The 17,590-nt window shown below is 50.4% G+C and carries 16 protein-coding genes; all 16 read right to left on the bottom strand.

What is annotated here, in order from left to right:
- The 16 genes from ACM9J1_RS07280 to ACM9J1_RS07355 all read right to left on the bottom strand — a co-directional run bounded on the left by ACM9J1_RS07280 (position 1) and on the right by ACM9J1_RS07355 (position 17,590).
- The gene (locus ACM9J1_RS07280; protein ID WP_415581372.1) at positions 1–936 is read right to left on the bottom strand and encodes a hypothetical protein; all 936 of its coding nucleotides are present in this window, start codon (positions 934–936) and stop codon (positions 1–3) included.
- Positions 937–963: 27 nt separating this feature from the next.
- On the bottom strand, positions 964–2,397 hold the full coding sequence (locus ACM9J1_RS07285; protein ID WP_415581373.1) for an MBOAT family O-acyltransferase: 1,434 nt from the start codon (positions 2,395–2,397) through the stop codon (positions 964–966).
- A gap of 90 nt (positions 2,398–2,487) precedes the next feature.
- A complete protein-coding gene (locus ACM9J1_RS07290; protein ID WP_415581374.1) occupies positions 2,488–3,645 on the bottom strand; it encodes a glycosyltransferase in 1,158 nt (385 codons plus the stop codon).
- A 20-nt stretch (positions 3,646–3,665) separates the two neighbouring features.
- Entirely contained in the window at positions 3,666–4,850 is a 1,185-nt protein-coding gene (locus tag ACM9J1_RS07295; RefSeq protein ID WP_415581375.1) for a glycosyltransferase, read from the bottom strand.
- Complete coding sequence (locus ACM9J1_RS07300) at positions 4,847–6,007, bottom strand: polysaccharide pyruvyl transferase family protein (protein ID WP_415581376.1); 1,161 nt, start codon at positions 6,005–6,007, stop codon at positions 4,847–4,849. Before ACM9J1_RS07300 ends, ACM9J1_RS07295 begins: the two co-directional genes overlap by 4 nt.
- Position 6,008: 1 nt before the next feature.
- Positions 6,009–7,037 carry a glycosyltransferase gene (locus ACM9J1_RS07305; RefSeq protein WP_415581377.1) on the bottom strand — a complete coding sequence of 343 codons (1,029 nt, stop codon included), beginning with the start codon at positions 7,035–7,037 and terminating at the stop codon, positions 6,009–6,011.
- Positions 7,038–8,108, bottom strand: a complete 1,071-nt coding sequence (locus ACM9J1_RS07310) for a DegT/DnrJ/EryC1/StrS family aminotransferase (RefSeq protein ID WP_415581378.1) — start codon at positions 8,106–8,108, stop codon at positions 7,038–7,040.
- 4 nt (positions 8,109–8,112) lie between these two features.
- On the bottom strand, positions 8,113–9,087 hold the full coding sequence (locus ACM9J1_RS07315; protein WP_415581379.1) for a glycosyltransferase: 975 nt from the start codon (positions 9,085–9,087) through the stop codon (positions 8,113–8,115).
- A complete protein-coding gene (locus ACM9J1_RS07320) occupies positions 9,084–10,232 on the bottom strand; it encodes a TDP-N-acetylfucosamine:lipid II N-acetylfucosaminyltransferase family protein (RefSeq protein WP_415581380.1) in 1,149 nt (382 codons plus the stop codon). Before ACM9J1_RS07320 ends, ACM9J1_RS07315 begins: the two co-directional genes overlap by 4 nt.
- Positions 10,225–11,355: a dTDP-4-amino-4,6-dideoxygalactose transaminase gene (gene rffA, locus ACM9J1_RS07325; protein ID WP_415581381.1), complete on the bottom strand. Its 1,131-nt coding sequence runs from the start codon at positions 11,353–11,355 to the stop codon at positions 10,225–10,227. The genes ACM9J1_RS07320 and rffA overlap by 8 nt, the downstream gene beginning before the upstream one ends.
- Entirely contained in the window at positions 11,352–11,984 is a 633-nt protein-coding gene (locus ACM9J1_RS07330) for an acetyltransferase (RefSeq protein WP_415581382.1), read from the bottom strand. Before ACM9J1_RS07330 ends, rffA begins: the two co-directional genes overlap by 4 nt.
- Complete coding sequence (locus ACM9J1_RS07335; protein WP_415581383.1) at positions 11,981–12,613, bottom strand: HAD family hydrolase; 633 nt, start codon at positions 12,611–12,613, stop codon at positions 11,981–11,983. The genes ACM9J1_RS07330 and ACM9J1_RS07335 overlap by 4 nt, the downstream gene beginning before the upstream one ends.
- Positions 12,613–13,590 (bottom strand): ATP-grasp domain-containing protein, encoded by a 978-nt coding sequence (locus tag ACM9J1_RS07340; RefSeq protein WP_415581384.1) that lies wholly within the window; start codon positions 13,588–13,590, stop codon positions 12,613–12,615. The genes ACM9J1_RS07335 and ACM9J1_RS07340 overlap by 1 nt, the downstream gene beginning before the upstream one ends.
- Positions 13,569–14,408 carry an NAD-dependent epimerase/dehydratase family protein gene (locus ACM9J1_RS07345; RefSeq protein WP_415581385.1) on the bottom strand — a complete coding sequence of 280 codons (840 nt, stop codon included), beginning with the start codon at positions 14,406–14,408 and terminating at the stop codon, positions 13,569–13,571. Before ACM9J1_RS07345 ends, ACM9J1_RS07340 begins: the two co-directional genes overlap by 22 nt.
- Complete coding sequence (locus ACM9J1_RS07350) at positions 14,405–16,309, bottom strand: DCC1-like thiol-disulfide oxidoreductase family protein (protein ID WP_415581386.1); 1,905 nt, start codon at positions 16,307–16,309, stop codon at positions 14,405–14,407. The genes ACM9J1_RS07345 and ACM9J1_RS07350 overlap by 4 nt, the downstream gene beginning before the upstream one ends.
- A complete protein-coding gene (locus ACM9J1_RS07355; protein WP_415581387.1) occupies positions 16,310–17,590 on the bottom strand; it encodes an ABC transporter ATP-binding protein in 1,281 nt (426 codons plus the stop codon).

A 17,590-nucleotide genomic window follows, 5' to 3' on the forward strand; every position in this document is an offset into this window, starting at 1 on the left:
TCATTCTGCGGTTTTTTTTGAAGTTAAGGCCGTAATGGCTTGGTCAATCCGTTCTTGTTTGTTGCCCGATTGAAGCAACCCATCAGAAAGCAAATCGTTGAAGAAGAGCGAGAATTTCCGTGCGCCAATGTGGTTAAAATGTTCGAAGTCGCCACATTCAACGGCCGGTGTAGGATAATGCTTGAAATCCAGGAACGCAACGTCAGCAAAGTCCGCTTTTCTGATGGAATCGAATTGTGATTCGTTCTTCGCAAACGGCGAATCAGGACGCATCGGCATCCGCAGGAAAACCACGTCAACGTGATGTTTTCTACACAATTCGACGATTTTCTTAAGATAATCTACATTGGCCTTCGAGACTTTCATCCGGATGGATTTCTGCTCCTTTTCAAGAAAATCAGTTTTGAGCAAGGAGTCGACCTTGTTGCGTTTGAGATACAAATAGCCGCCAACGGTGCGGTCTGCGAACAAATCCCGTGGCCTAACGGCAGTACTAGCGGCATTTTTGATGAGCGTGAGTTCGGCCCGAAACACGCCCACCGGATTTTTCCGCAGCAGGAATACGTAGTCTGACACGTCCATGGCATAGATGTATTTCGGCAGGTTGTTGTCAAGGTATTTGTCGTCCCACACCCATTTGTCCATCCGCTCCTGGATTTGATTGTTGGCGTATGACACCAATACCGTCTTGATTTGCGGATTGGCCGGCAACAATTTCTTCAGTTTCAGATAGGCATAAAAATACGATTCACCGCCCTGGCTCAAATTAATGGTACGGGCAATGAGGCTGTCGTTGAGCCCACATTCGGTGTAGGAATGCCCGATGATCATCTTGTCTGCGGAAGCCTTGAAATGATACCGCGATTCACGGCCGGAAACCCGCCGCGCAGCCCAAGCGGCCAGCAGCAACATCGCCAGCAAAATGACGGAAAACAAGGCTAATTTTTGAAGCGCGGCCTTCATCTAGAATTGGAAATAAATGAATTCCTGTTCCTTGCCCATGAACATCAAAATGCAGAAAATGAGCACATAGTAGAACGACCAACGCACCGGGCGCGGCCATCGCAAACCGAAATTCTCCAACGCATAACGTTGCTCTCGGCCCAACCATTCCACCAGCAAAAATGCAGGAATCAATACCAGCAGCGGCTTGGGAAGAATATCGGGAACAGACCATAAATTTTGATGGAACATCGACCCGATGTACGAAAATGCGTGCGTCAAGTCTTCGGCGCGGAAGAAAATCCAAGCGAAAACCGTAAGGGCGAACGTGATGACCATTGATAAGAACTCACGCACGGTTGGAAACAGTTTCCCTTCGGCCACCGTTCCGATGTTGTTGCGGTTCAGGTTGAGCAAGAGCAAAGGCATGAAATACAAAGCGTTGAGCAAACCCCAAACGATGAATGTCCAATTCGCGCCGTGCCAGAAACCACTGACCAGAAAAATAATAAATGTGTTGCGCACCTTCATCCACGTACCGCCTTTGCTGCCGCCGAGCGGAATGTACAGGTAATCGCGGAACCAGGTGGAAAGCGAAATGTGCCAGCGCCGCCAGAATTCGGCAATGTCGCGCGAGAAATACGGGAAGGCGAAATTCCGGAGCAAATCAATGCCCAACATGCGCGCCACGCCCAGGGCAATGTCTGAATATCCGGAGAAATCACAATAAATCTGAAACGTAAAGAACAACGCGCCGAGTGCGAGCGTACTGCCCGACTGATGCGCCGAATCGTTGAAAATAATATTGGCATACTCGGCACAATTGTCCGCGATGACAATTTTCTTGAACAAACCCCAAAGCATCTGGCGCAGGCCGTCCACCATTTGGTTGTAATTGAACTTGCGTTCGCGCTGGATCTGCGGCAATAAATGTGTGGCGCGCTCAATCGGCCCTGCCACCAAAAGCGGGAAGAAACTCACGAATACCGAGTAATCCACGAAATTGCGCTCGGCCTTGATGCGGTCGTAATAGATGTCGATGACGTAAGACAGCCCGTGGAAGGTGTAAAACGAAATGCCCACCGGCAAAATGACGTTCAGCGTCCAAACGTCGATGTGGATGCCGCCTGCCGACAATGCATCGGCAAAAGACTGCACAAAGAAATTGTAGTATTTGAAAAAACCCAGGAATCCGAGGTTGACGCCAATGCTCAGCCAGAACCAAAACTTCTTCCCTTTCCGGTCTTTCGCATCCTGCATTTTGAGACCGGTGTAATAGTCCAGAAACGTGGAGAACATCAACAGGAATAGGAAACGAACGTCCCAGCACGCATAGAAAAAGTAGCTCGCCACCAAAAGCAAAATGTTCTGGTAGGTCAACTTTTTGAACACAAACCAATAGAGGAAAAATACGACCGGGAGGAAAAACGCAAAGTGGATAGAGTTAAAAAGCACGCCCGATGAGTTTGGTGTTATTGACGCCGATAAAAATAAGGAATTGCGCCGAAAGGAAAAGGAAATGTGAAGAAAAAGCTAAAAAACAACTTACCCGATGGCGTGGTAAAGTTTCTCGATTTCGGCTTCGGTACCCAGTTTTTCCCGAGACAGGTTGTCTTGCAGCGTCTGGGACAGCGACGGGTTTTCAATCAAGGCTTCGATGCCTGATGCGATGGCTTCGGGCGACATGTCCACAATCAGTCCGTTCCGTCGGTCTTCGATCTGGTCAATGACCGATGGAAAATTCGTTACGACAATGGGTTTGGCCAAGATTTTCGCTTCGTCTATCGCGATGGATTTGCCTTCAAACCGCGACGGTTGCACATAAATATCGGCGGCTTTCACATACGGATACGGATTCTCGCGGATTCCCAACAATACAAACCGATCTTGTAGTCCCAATTCAGTCGTTTTTTCAGTAAGCATGCTTCGCTGCTCGCCTTCGCCCAAAATGTACCAATACACATCGTGGCCTTTGTCCACCAATATTTTCAATGCATCGACCGCCATATCGAAACCTTTCTGCGGCTGCAACCTGCCCACGGTAACCAGCGTAACGCCGCGCTTCGGGAAATCAATCGGCGTTTCGGCCAACGCTTGTAAAGCCGCCGGCGACACGATGTTGTACATGATGGAAAACTTGTGGGCAATCGCCGGGAAATTCTCTTTCAGGATGGTTTCGCATTGCTGGGAAATCGTAAAGATGTGGTCGAATTTCCGGAAGTACGGCAAATCGAAACCGGCATCCATCTGCAACTTGTTATAGTCGTTATGGATGAACCCGATTTTGACCTTTGCATCCACGTTGTCGATGCAGAAATAATTCGGGCGCTTTTCCAGATAACCAATGGCCGCATCATACTTTTTAGGCAACTTGGGCATGGCCGTGCGTAAGTATTTCCAAGAAAATTGCTCCTGTTGCGTCCCGATTTTTCGGGTGCGATACACATATCCGAAAAGCATACGGGATAACGCCAACCCAATTTGGCCACGCTTCAAAAACGCCTTGATCGACACACCGAGCGGCATTTCGAAATAGCGATAATTTTCAGGAGCAGGCAAAATACTGACTTGCCGCGGCACGCTTTTCAGGAACATGCCGTCGTGCTCGAACAAGAATAAATCAACGTCAAACCTATCGTAGTCAATGGTTTGCAATAGCGACACCAACGCCTTTTCGGCGCCGCCAACCTTGAGGTTGTTCATTGCGAAAAGCAGTGGTTTTTTCATCCGATCAAGGCGTAGAATTTTTCGACTTCCGCCTGGGTTCCGAGCGATTCCTTGGCTAAATTTTCGGTGAAGCGCCGTTGCATCGCCGTGTCGTTCAGCAAGGTCTGGATGCCATCGGCAATACCTTCAGGACCGATGTCGCACACCAGGCCGTTGACGCCGTGTTGGATCTGGTCGGCCACGGTAGCGTAATTGGTCACGACCATCGGCTTGGCCAGAATCTTGGCTTCGTCGATGGCGATGGATTTTCCTTCCACACGCGACGGCTGTGCATAAATATCTGATTTACTTACATAAGCGTACGGATTCTCGCGCAACCCGATCAGGAAAAAATGGTTTTCCAGTTTCCGGTCGGCAATCATTTTCTCCAATGCAGGACGTTCGCCGCCGTCGCCGATGACAATCCATTGCAGGTCAATGCCTTTCGAGATGAGCATCGCGCAAGCTTCGACTGCCAAGTCAAAACCTTTCAGCGGATGCAACCGACCGACTGACACGATGGCCGGGCGTTTCACGATTTCCGGCGCGCTTCCGTTTTCGGCCAATTGCCGGATCATCGTGGGCGACACGACATTTTGCAGCACCGAAATCTTATGATCAAATTCAGGAAATACGTTTTTCAGTACGTTTTCACATTCGTCCGACACCGTAACAATGGCATCCAGTTTCTGAAAATACGGCCGGTCAAAAGCCGCATCCATGCCCATGTCGGTATAGTTCGTATGGATAAAACCCAATTTCTTTTTGGCGTTGATTTTATCGACGGCAAAATACACCGACGACTTCTCCAAAAAACCGATGGCGGCATCGTAATCGCCGGGAATCGTTGCCATGGATGCAGACAGGTGTTTCCAATTGTGCTGCTCGGCGCGCGCCACGTGCTTGTTGGTTTTGCTGGTCAGCGCGAATTGGAGCCGATGCCAGAAAAGTGACAGCTTAAACTGGAGTAAGAATCGCAGGAGCGACTTTCCGAGCCCGAGGCCAAACGTGGCATAATCGCCGCCGGGTGTGAGGACGCGAACTTGCGCCGGAAGCATTTTCAGGAAAAGTCCTCGGTTTCTAAATAAAATCAGGTCAACGTCGTAGCGCTGGAAATCCATCACACCGAGCAAGCTGACGAGTGCTTTCTCGCCGCCGCCCGCATCGAGCGAAGGGATTACGAACGCCAACTTCTTTTTCATCGCGCGGCTTCGAGCAAATAGTCTGCGGCTTTCGCGCTCATGGATTTGATGTGCGGCAAGGCTTGGTTCAGCCGGTCACGGACACTGTTTTCTTCGGCCACCATTTCGTCGAACTTGGCTTTCAGCTTTCCACTGTCGGAAATTTCGGCCAGGCTCAGCACGAGTTTTTCTTCGCCGAACAAATCCTTCGCGATGCCTTTGGATTTAACACTGTAACCCAAAACCATCGTAGGAACAGCATTGGAATACGCCGCAATCGTGGCATGGGTACGCGCGCCCACAAAGAACCGCATGCGGGCAATGTAGCCTTTGTATTGCGTGGCGTTCAGGTTGTCAGGCAGCAGGATGACGCGCCCCGTGGCTTTGTGTTTTTGATAAAATTCATTGAGGATGTCATAGTCGTCGTTGCCCGGTTCGATGACGTGTGGCGTGAGCGCGATGGTCATGCTGGTCGTGGCCAAAATATGGTCAATCAAATCCGCGAACGCCTGTTTGGCCTGCGGGTTCTTTTTGGCCACCAATGGGCTGAAATTAAGCCCGATCGTATTGCCGTCTTGCCAGCCTTCCGGGAACGACAATTCTTCCTTGTCCATCAAAAATGCGCCGTCGGCCACAAGCTTGACGTTCTTCAATCCGGCCTTTTCGAGGATGTCGCGGGTGATGGTTTCGCGCACCAAGATGACGTCGAACGACGCCAAATCCTTGATCTTGTCCGGCGACAAATCTTCCTGGCCGATAGATGCGCCCCAAAGGATGAGTTTCTTACCGGCTTTCTTGATGCAACGGTCAATCTCGTAAATGCCCGGCTGTTCGCCATAGCAGTAATTGTCGCCGCCGATAGACAGGAATACATCGTAGTCCGGAATCAGCTTGATGATAGATTGGTTGACCACGCGGTGTGCGTAGGTCTGGTCGCCGAAGAGTTTGATCTTGACGACATTGGTAAACCACTCGGGCGAAAACTTCTTGATCTTCGCCGGTTTGTCCAGCAGGACTTTGTCGAGCAGCGGAATCACTTTGTCGCTTTCTGGGTTGCCCGAGGCCAAATGGATCGTTGCGTCAGGGAAACGCGATTTGAGCAGCGCAACACCCGAGCGCACAATGGCTTCGCAGCCGCGGTTGAGGCTTCCGCCGTGGAAAAACATTAAAATCTTCACGTTATTTCTTGTTTCGATGGTAACTGTATGCATAGGCCAGCCACACCAATGGCGTGAGCCGGTAGCGGATGCAATATAAGATTAATTTCGCGAAAAGCGGTTGGCCCGCGATGCGCTTTGGCCATAGGGAATGCACCAATTCCCGTACGACTGGATGCGCAATCATCCGCGAAATATAGCTGTAACGTGCACGGGCCGGCAATCCGGGATGCGGTTTTTGGTAAATCGCGCCGTAGGAAACCACTTGATCAAGCAAGCGCAATCCTTTAAGTTCTTTCATTTTTTCGGCGCTTATGGCCGAACCGATGATGGCTTGATGGTCGTAGTGATACACCTCGAGCGCAGTCTTGAAATAATCTTTCTCGATGATGTTACGCGTGGCACTTCCGGCGACTTCGCGGTAACGGTAACCGGCGTAATCGGTGAAAATCACGCCCGAAGCCTGAGCCATCGCACGCAAGTTGAAAATGGCATCTTCCCCCAGTTTTTGGCCCTGCGGAAATTGAACTTTATGGTTTACGACCAAATCACGGCGGTACATTTTATTGGCCGCCGAATTGAGCGCATCAAACTGCAGCATGAACGGGAATATGCGGTTTTGAATGTCATCCTTCGCAAACAACTTTCCGGTTTCGAACGGCGATTTCGAGACGATGTGGTGGCCGTCCTGTTCGGTGATGAAATTCGAGACGATAATATCGGCGCCCGATGCGCTGCCGGCTTTGTACAAAGTTTCCAGCATGCCTGGATCAATCGTATCGTCGGCATCCACAAACGCCAGAAATTCCCCTTTGGCCGCGGCGATGCCGTTGTTGCGCGCCACGGAAACACCATGGTTTTCCTGATTGACGATGTGAATCCTGCCGTCATTTTCCTGATAGGAAACGATGATTTCGCGGCTGTTGTCGGTAGAGCCGTCATTCACGAAAATAAATTCGCAATCGGTCTCGGTTTGGGCCAACAGCGCATCGATGCATTCGCGCAGGAATGCACCCGAATTGTACACCGGTATGACGACGGAAATCCGCATTTACAGGTTTTCGTTGATGGTGGAAACGATGCGTTGCAGATCGGCGGCATCCATGTTGGCGTACAGCGGCAAACACAGGATGCGGGCAGCAATGCTTTCGGAAACCGGCATGGACTGCCCGGCGGTATAGTCAATGGTGTTGAGTGACGGATAAAAATACCGCCGTGGGAAAATGGATTCTTTGTTCAAGGCTTCCATGACCGCGAGTAACGTGGTTTCGTGCTCGAAAATCACAGGATAGTAGCTGTAATTCCAATGGACACCCTCGCGGATTTTCATCCGCTGCAATTGGCTGTTCAGGTGGTTGTCGTAAAAATCGACGGCGAACTTTCTCGTCGCGATAATCTCGGCCAAATGCGGAAATACCGCCAAACCCATGGCAGCCTGTAGCTCTGAAATCTTGCCATTGACACCCAAGCCGTGGAATGCCAGCGGCCCGTTGTGCCCGAAATTGTGGCTGTAAAACAGTTTGTGGAACAAGGCCGCATCCGTGCAGAACATCGCGCCGCCTTCGCCCGTATGGAACAACTTGGTGGCGTGGAAACTACACGTGCTTACATCGCCGAAGTCAAACACCGATTTCCCTTTATAGGTCACGCCAAACGCATGCGCCGCGTCGTAAATCACTTTCAAATGGTGCTTTTTCGCGATGGCCTCAATGGCTTCCAGATGGCACGGATTCCCGAACACGTGTGTGGCCAGAATTGCTGTCGTTCTTGGCGTGATGGCCGCTTCGATCTTGGTTTCGTCGATGGTGAAATGCACCGGATCGATGTCCACGAAAACCGGTGTGCAATTTTCCCAGACGATGGCTGCCGTCGTGGCCACGTAACTGAAGGGCGTGGTGATGATTTCACCGCCGTTGCCCAGCAGCTTGAGCGCAATCTGGAGCGGCACCGTACCGTTGTTGGTGATAATGATGTTGTTGACCGACAGGTAACCTTTTAACTTTTCTTCCAGTTCCAGCACCAATTCGCCGCGGTTGGTGAGCCATTGCTTGTCCCAGGCGCGTTGCACGAACTGCTGGTAAGCGTCGATGGGCGGCAAAAAAGTTCTGGTCACGTTGATCATAGGGTTATTTTTTGGCAAATTTATACAATAAGCCGTGGTAAAAACCGCTTAATTTCCGGTACGCCATAAAAACGCCGAAAGATCGGTCGAACATCTTGAACCGGCGCGCGGTCATCGGGATCAAATCGCCTATGCCCAAAGCGCGTAGTTTTTCCTTCAGCGCGTCGAAATTCTTCTTGCTTTTGTGCGGAAAGATGTTCCATTCCAAAGTGCGCTGGATAAAAATCAGGATGGACTGGTCAAAATACTCTTTTTGTTGCGGCGTCTGGTTCGGGAAATGCGTTTTGCGGAAATCATTGATGGTCTCAATGGCCAGCAGCGAACTCACGAAATTGCGCTCGGTGCCCACGAATTGCCGCGACGAACTGCCGCGCTGCAAATACTTATAATATGGAATTGAACAATAGCTACAACGTTTGGCCATGGCCTGTACCATGATGTTGAACACGGTGTCCTGGCCACGGATGATGCCGGTCTTGAAACGCGTATCGCCAATGGCCGCCCGCTTGTACAATGTGGAAAGGTATGTCCGGCGCGGATGGGCAAACCCGTCGAGGATGACATCGTCCTGCCCGCATTTTTCGACGGCGTGCAGGAAGTTACCTTCTTCGTCGAACACGTCGAGTTCCAGATACAGCACATCCAGATCATCACGCATGGCGCGTTCCACGATGGGTTTGAGTGAATTCGGGTAAATGGTATCGTCGGGGTCGATAAATGCTATGTAGTCGCCGGAAGCCTTGTCAAGTCCGGCACTTCTGGCCACCGAAACGCCTTGGTTTTCCTGATCGACGAAAATGAAATTCTGGTGCCTGCTGGTATAATCCAAGGCAATGGCTTTGCTGTTGTCAGGCGAACCGTCGTTGACGATTATGACTTCGAATTCGTCTGTCGCAAATCCTTGATCCAAAATGCTGTCAAGGCACGCCGCCAAATACGCTTCGACCTTAAAAACCGGAATGACAACACTTACTTTCATGGAATGGATTGGATATCGGCCTTTAATTCGGCATGCAACAGTGCTGCGTTGAGATGTTCTTGCAACGCTTTCCGGTTCTGCTGGATTTCGTCTGCGGTCAGCAACACTTGGCAATTGGCTTCGTTAAGGTCTGACTCGTACGAAAACACTGTCACGCCGATGCGCCGAAGGTAGTGAAAAAACGGGTTTTTCTCGCTTAGGAATACTTTGCTGCCCAACCAAATGAGCGCAATGGTGTTGCCCAGCGCCTGTTGCCGCCTGCAATTCAGGATTGCGACGCCGCAGCGATCAAGGATCTTGTTGTAATCTTCAAGTGCATAAAATTCGGTAAGCGGATGGAAATGGCTACCGAGCATGGCTTTTCCGTCGGGCAAAATCGCATCGATGTAACTGCGGTTGCCGTAGCTGAGCGGCACAACGACTTTTCGCCCGGTGAAATCATACGGTTTTATTTTTTCGAAGACGTCCAAGTGGTTTCCGGTGGCGTGGCCGGAATTCCCGACGAGAATGTCCGGTTTTTCGATGGCCGGCCCGCGGTTGACGTCGACCATGTTTTCAATCGGGTAATACCAGAACGAAAACGGCTTCTTGGTTTGCTTGATGAGTTTTTGGATGGCGGCTTGTTCTTCCGCGAACGAACTGCACAAGTAATCCATCCGGGAAATGGCTTTGCGTTTGGTTTCGATGACAGACAACGGCGTTCCCGGATTGAGTTTCCGCAGGATGCGATGTACGAATTCCTTGATCTTGACCGACAGGGGCAAATCGGGCACGCCAAAACGTGCGCGTGTCAGGCGGTCAAATGAAGTGTTTTCGGAGTAAAAATGGCGGTCGTTATAAATCTCGTACCCGAAGCAAAACCAGACTTTCGGGACTTTTTTCTTGACCGCGAGCACCATCGGGAAAAACACTTCGGCCAAACTGTGAAACACCACCAAATCGTTCTTGCCGATGGTTTTGGCGCGTGCCACGGCTTCTTCGGCCGAGACTTTCACCATGCCCGGTTGGGGCACAACGTATTTGAAATCATGTGCATGGGATACGATCAGGAATTCATTCTTCCCAGGGCAAACCGCCTCGAATTGCCGGTGCGCCGAATTGATGAACTTTTCGTCCTGGGCAAAATGGATGATCCTTTCAGGCATTCGCATAGAACTCGTTAATAGCAGTAATGATGCGGTCTTGGTCGGCTTCGGCCAACTCGTAATAGAACGGCAATCGCAACAAATGGTCGGTAAAGAAATCGGAGTTCGGGAGCTCGGGCACGGCGTTGCCTTTTGCGTAAAACTCGCTTTTGTGCAGGCTGATGTAATGGAATACGGCGTGCAAGTCGCGTTCTTTCAAATACTTAATCAAACCGGAACGTTCCTCGAGCGAACCGCATACGATAAAGAACATGTGTGCGTTGTTGGTGGCAAATTCCGGGACAACCGGCAACTTGATTTTTCCTTGTGCTTCCAGCATATTCAAGCCTTCGCGGTATCGGTTCCATATGCTTTTGCGCTTGGCCTGGATGGCATCGAGGTTTTCGAGTTGTGCGTACAAAAAGGCCGCAATGACTTCACTCGGTAAGAATGACGAACCGGTATCGACCCAACCGTATTTGTTGACTTCCCCCCTGAAAAACGACGCGCGGTTGGTGCCTTTTTCCCAGATGACTTCCGAGCGGTCTATGTATTTCTCGTCGTTGATGGCCAACAGGCCGCCCTCGCCGGCGATGATGTTCTTGGTTTCATGGAACGAAAAGGCCGCCAGATGCCCGATGCTGCCGAGCGCTTTTCCGTTGTGGAAAGAATCGATGGCCTGCGCCGCGTCTTCAATCACGACCAGATTGTGCTCTTTGGCCAGCGCCATCACGGCATCCATGTCACAAGCGATTCCGGCGTAATGCACCACGACGATGGCTTTTGTCTTTGGCGTAATCAACGCTTCCAATTTTGAGGCGTCTAGATTCGGGTTCCCGGATTCAGAGTCGGCAAAAATGATTTTCGCGCCTTGACGCACAAACGCCAACGCCGTAGACACGAACGTATAGGACGGAATGATGATTTCATCGCCCGGACCGGCGTCGATGAGCATGGCACACATTTCCAGCGCATCGGTACATGATGTGGTCAGCAGGCATTTCTTCATGCCGTATTTTTCCTCGAAAAACTTCTGGCATTTCTGTGTAAACACGCCATTGCCCGAGAGTTTGCCCGATTGCACGGCCTCTTCGATGTACTTGGTTTCGCTTCCGGTTAAAAACGGTTTGTTGAATGGAATCATGAGCGGATAAATTTTGCCGGATTGCCTACATACAATCCTTTTTCTGTAATGTTTTTGATGACGATCGCACCGCCGCCAATCTGCGTTTGTGCCGCAATCTGGAGGTTGTCGATGATGGTGGCATTGATGCCGACGATGCATTGTTCACCGATGGTCGTAAAACCTGCCACGGCCACACGAGGTGAGAGAAAGCTGTGTTTCCGGACCACGGAATCGTGTGCAATCGTACAGCCGATGTTGAGCATGGCATTGGCGCCAATGGTTACTTTCGCGTCAATATCGCAACGCGGATAAATCACGGCACCGGGTTCCACAACAGCCGTCGGATCTAGCCAGCTGCTGGAATGCACGATTTTGCCGAACGGGATTTTTCCCGAAAATCGATCAAACAGTTCGGCCTTGACCTTTAAATGTTTGTAGCCGATGCCAATCAGCAACTCGTCGAATTTCTTGTCGTTGAACGCTTGCTCGACATCGTCCGTCTTGCCAACGACCCAGCAGCCATTTACGGTTTCGACGGTCGTAAAATCGTCAAAGAACACCACGCTGCCGTAATGGCCGTCAGATAGCGCATAGTGCGCGAACTGCTGGCCTAAATCGCCGGAACCGATGATGGCCAGTGTTTTCATAACAAATCCTTGATTTGGGTAAGCGATGCAATGACATTCGGGTTGTTCGGGAAATAGCCGTCGCGGTCAACGACAAAGGCTTTCATCCCGACTTTTGTGGCCGGTTCCAGGTCGAGCTTGAACGAATCGCCGACGTATAAAATATCTTGTGGTGCGATGCCGATTTTCTCGAGCGCACGCTGGTAAAACGCAATGTTTGGTTTGGCTACGCCCAGTTCTTCCGACACAAAGACATCCGAGAAGATATCCCCGAAATAACCCTTGAGCTTTTCCTTGAGCGTACTGTTGAAATTCGACAAGATGCCAATGGGAATTCGTACGTCATGCAACGCCGAAGTATCGTCGAACTTTTCCCACGGCAAGTAGGTACAAGCCGAAAAAATATCGTCGATGAGCGCATGGGTCGGAACAATGCCCAGCGAATACAACAGTTCTCCGTTGAACATTTTATAGAATTCGGCGTCGGTCCGATCCGGAAAGCGAATGGCTTCCGAGAGCATTTTGTGATTGTATTTCAGATGCTGCAGGGCAACCGTGTGCCCGTGATTTTCGAGCACGCCCAGCATTTTGCCATACACGGTTGGCTTGTGCAATAAGGTTCCGGCAACGTCAAGCAGCAAGTATTTCATCAGTAAACGATATGTGGCGATTGGTTGTTGGTCAAGTCATTTTCATTGGTCGCATTCGGGTAAACCACATCGTACAACAACCTTATGGCAATGCCGTCAATGGTTTGCACCGGGTCTGGAGATTCGTGGAACAGGTATTCCTGCAACGTATATTTTACGTCCTGAAACCCGAGGTTGTGGCGGATGGAATTGGTTCCGGAAATACGGCAGTTCACTTCAAAGGGAATGATGTTGCCCGCATCGTCCACAATGGATTGCAGGTTGATGCTTCCGGCCAAGCCTTTATGGGCAGTCATGTTCTCGATCATGCCGCGCAACCGGTCGTCGTAATCACGGACGGTTTTTGATTTTGAAGTGGCTCCGTTGGCCAGTTCGCGTTCCATGGTGAGCAGCCCGTGCAACGAACCGTCTTTCCGGACATAAAATGCCGTAGTGATTTCCTTGCCTGTGTGGAGTTGCTGCACCATGTAGTCGTCCCCGAATGCCTTTGGGTTTTCAGGGTTGATATGGATCCCGCGCGATCCACGACCTTCGCGTGGTTTTACGATGATTTGGTCGGTCTCGCCGTTGAATTCAGACGGCAACCATGATTTCGCGAACGGCACGCCAATTTCGGCGTGGTACAAAAACGTCAGGTATTTGTCGAGATACTTCTTGGCCAGGCTGGCTTCGCTGGCGGCTACGACACAACCCAATTCCGGTTCGTGCAGAGACAAATAATAGATTTCATAATCGGTACTGGGGATGACCAGATTAGCCCTTTCTTTTTCGACGATGGCCTTTACCGTCTGGATGTAGTTGTCGGCGAAGGCATAGGGCACTTGGTAAGTCGCGTCGCACAGGTGATTTCCGGCCGTGAACGCGGCGATGTCCGTCCCAACAATCCTGACATCGGGATATGCCGCGCGGATGTTGCGCAAAATGCCTTGGCCCACGTTGCCTCCGGTACCGGTAACTATAACTGTTTTTGTTTCCATTTGATGTAATCGGCGACGCCTTTTTCCAGCGCCGTTTCAGGCTTCCAATTTAACACTTTTTGCGTTAACCTATTGTCATACCTGACAGATGGCGAATGATCTTGATTAACATGCGCAATCCCAGCACTGATGTGACGGGCGATGATGTTGGCCACGTCAAGATTGGTATATTCTTGTTCCGAAACTCCGAGCAACGGGAATTCTATCACGGCTTTTGTATCCAATACAGACTCAATGAGCGACACGGCGTCGGACACGTGAATGTAATTCTGCGACCGATTGCCCGTGCCCCAAACTTCGATTTGCCTATGTGCCAAGGCTTGGTTTACGTAATTCGGGATGAGCGTATTTTCTTTCATGCCTTCACCATACAGCGAAGACAATCTTACAACAACATGATTCGGATTTTGCCGGACAACCAACTCGCCATCCAGCTTGGACGCGGCATAGTCGTTCGGCGGATGCACAGCGGATTGTTCGACTATAACTTCGTCGGGAAAACCATAAACGGAGGCCGACGATATATAAATAACCTTGGCTTCAGGAAATTTACGGACGATGCGCGCGGTCAAATCAACGTTGACTTCCTGCAACTGCGTTTTCGGAAGCTGTGTTGTCCCGGACGCGACCGCTGCGTGGCACATGATGATGGCCTCTGGCACATCGGTCATATCTTCAAGCGAATGGAACGCAGGAATCCCGACCGACAGTTCGCGTTTCCCGGTGTTGTATAGTCCTGAAATGTCGTGCACCGACGCCAACCTTTCGGCTAGGTGCGAACCCAAAAAACCGTATATTCCTGTGATTAAGATTTTCATTTTCCGAGGCTGTCGGCCCTCATGATGGCTTGCATTTTTTCGGACCAGTCAAAACGGACGCTATTTTCTTCCAGCACACAACTTCCGCCATAATCCCAAGGCTTTTCGGCTTCCTTTGTAAAGAAACCTTGCTCCCAGCCCTTCGGCGCATTCACTTGGCGCACGTAAAACCTGAACGTATGCACCGACCCGATCCAGCCTTTGTCCCCAAGGTAAAATGTCAGATAGGGAACAATGCCTTTCTCCAGTTTGGCGGCAGAGATCCTGGCCGAAACCACATTAAAGGACATATTTCGCCAGATCACGCCGGTGTTGTATCCGTAAGGTTTCCCAAGCTTATCGTACAGCGGCAACTCGTATTCTTTGCCGTCGCGCACATATGTGATGCGAATGCTGTGGTCATAACCTGCGAAATGCGCGTCCAGAAATACTGAATGGTGTGTGATGCCCAGATAATCCACGAGAAAATCACGGCTGGCATCGTACGGAAGCGCCAATATTCTGTTCACGAAACCCGGCGGATTGAGCGTGCTTTGGACCAATGGTTTGAAAAAAATGAACAAGCCTTGGGCAACGATGAAAAACACCAAAACAAACTTCCAGAATGCCTTGGTGATGTTCAATTTACTCCAGCCTTTAATCATGATGTCCTGGGTTTCGTCCAGCGGCTGGTTCACTACGGGAAGCGTGCAGTTTTCTTCGGTACAGCGGACGGTCAGGCGGTCGCCGGCAATGTAATTATAAATTCGTTTGCCCAAATGGGAAATGCCGGGAACAGACAACAGAAAGCCAACAGGCCAAGTGTAAACCATCGATTTGAAGAGCTGTACATACGCCCAAAATCCTACGCAGACTTTACCGGTGGCGGTAACCCCGTGGATGTTGACCAATAGTGTTTCTTCGTCATAACCCTGCAACGCCGATTCCTGTTGCGCGTGCGCCTGGACGGTGACGCAACTTACTTTCTTGAATATATCGACATGCCTGATGGCTACAATTACTTTGTTGCACAATGGGCATTCGGCATCGTAATAAAAATAATACGACGGTTTTCGGGACTGCAGTCTATCGGCGACCCACCGCCAGAAACCAGGTGGAATCAGCAGCAGGTAAAAACAACAAAATGCGAGCGCAAACCAAGGGATCGGGTAAGAAATCAAAATGCCGAGGTGCAATCCCATACCGACAACCATCAACGGGATACGCCATTTCTTGAACCAAAACAGGAACACGAAAACGGTCTCGAAAACCAGCACGAAATAACCTAGAAAAATCATGGTCTTCCCATAATCCAACACGGCAGAAAGATCGTTCCATGCAATCATCGGTATGCTCGTTGGCAGCCAAACACCGAGCCCGGAGGTCCAAAGCTTGTTGTCGAATTTCAGGAAAATGGAATCGAAATACACCAGTCCGATGCAGATGAACACCGGCATCAGGTAATTGATTTCCAAAATCGTGCGGTCAACCCTGAACGGCCGTCCAATGCTGGTGTAGCGAATTTTCCGGATCAGGCTGTCGAGCGACAACACGCGCGATATCGGCATGAAAACCATCAAAAGGTTCATCCCGACGTAGGCGTAAAAAATATGGTACTCGAATTTGGCCGCCGAAGAAAAAATGATGACTGAAAACAAGTAATTGATGATGGCCGCCCATCGCGTAAACAAGCCCAAAATCAAGCAAATCACGGCGATGAACCAGAATCCGAAGAGGAATTTCACGTCGATTTCGCCAATATATGAAAATGGTTCCTTGTCGTAAATGATATGCCTAAACACATACAGTTGGCTGATTTCGCAAAGTAACACCAGGCTGTAAAACATCCGGAACACCGACAGGCCGATGGCGTCCACCTTCCTGTTGAAAATGCCCGAGAAAAATGCCCTGATGCTTTTCATTTATACGTTGTAATGCGCCGGAAGCAAGGCGAAGCTGCCGCCGCGGTTGGTTTTGCCGGAATTCCAAAAATCAGCCGGAAGCACAGACAATTCTGCCGCTTTCTCTATCACGTCCAGGAAGTCTTCTTTCTTGGTCGAGTCATTGCTGAGCTGGATGGTGAGGTTGTACATCGCAGACCGGAGGTTCAGGTTCGGGATGACGAGTTCTATTGCATCTTTGGTTCTGCTGAAATCGGTGCCCATTTCGTCGGAAAGGAAAGACACCACGCGGTTTTCGTAGTTGTCGTCCAGGGCAATTCCTACAAACAATTTCTCGAAATTCGTGAAGCCATTGTTCTCGAGGTTTAACCTGATTTTAAGGTAGCCGCCCGAAATGATTTCGTTGATGACATCGCCTTTTTCGTTGATAAAATCGATGCCGACGACTTTAAGTTTGCCGCTGCCCAATCGGTCTGTGCGGTGCTCTAAAGAATGGTCAAACAACTTCATGTTGTTGGCCAGGTAATAATCGATGGCCGGGCTGCTCTCGCCGGTGAAGATGACACCGCCTTTGTCGAGCACGATGCCCTGGTTGCACAACGATTTGACGGCAGCCATGTTGTGCGATACGAACAAAACCGTACGGCCTTCGCCTTTGGACACCTCGCCCATTTTGCCCAGACATTTTTTCTGGAATTCGGCATCGCCCACGGCCAATACTTCATCGACGATGAGGATTTCGCTTTCCAAGTGCGCGGCCACGGCAAAGGCCAACCGCACGTACATACCGGATGAGTATCTTTTTACAGGCGTATCGATGTATCTTTCCACACCCGAAAACGCGACGATTTCGTCAAATTTTCGGCGGATTTCCTCGCGACGCATGCCCAAGATGGCGCCGTTCAAGAAGATATTTTCGCGACCGGTCATCTCTGGGTTGAAACCCGTGCCGACTTCGAGCAATGACGCGATGCGCCCGTTGACCTTAAAGCTTCCGGTAGTGGGTTTGGTGACTTTGCTCAGGAGTTTCAGCAGCGTACTTTTGCCCGCGCCGTTGCGCCCGATGATGCCCACCGCGTCGCCTTGGGTGATTTCGAAATTGATGTCGCGCAAAGACCACACGTACTCGCTGTCTCCTTTGGCCGAGCGGTCATTGGCTTCGCCTATCTTTAAATACGGATCTTCCTTGCCGCGGATTTTATACCAGAAGCGGTTCAAGTCGTGGCTCAGCGTTCCGGTCCCGACTTCGCCCAAGCGGTATTGCTTGGAAATATTTTCTGCTTTGATGGCTAGTTCTCGCAT

The organism is Flavobacterium longum (assembly GCF_965137575.1).
Lineage (GTDB): Bacteria > Bacteroidota > Bacteroidia > Flavobacteriales > Flavobacteriaceae > Flavobacterium > Flavobacterium longum.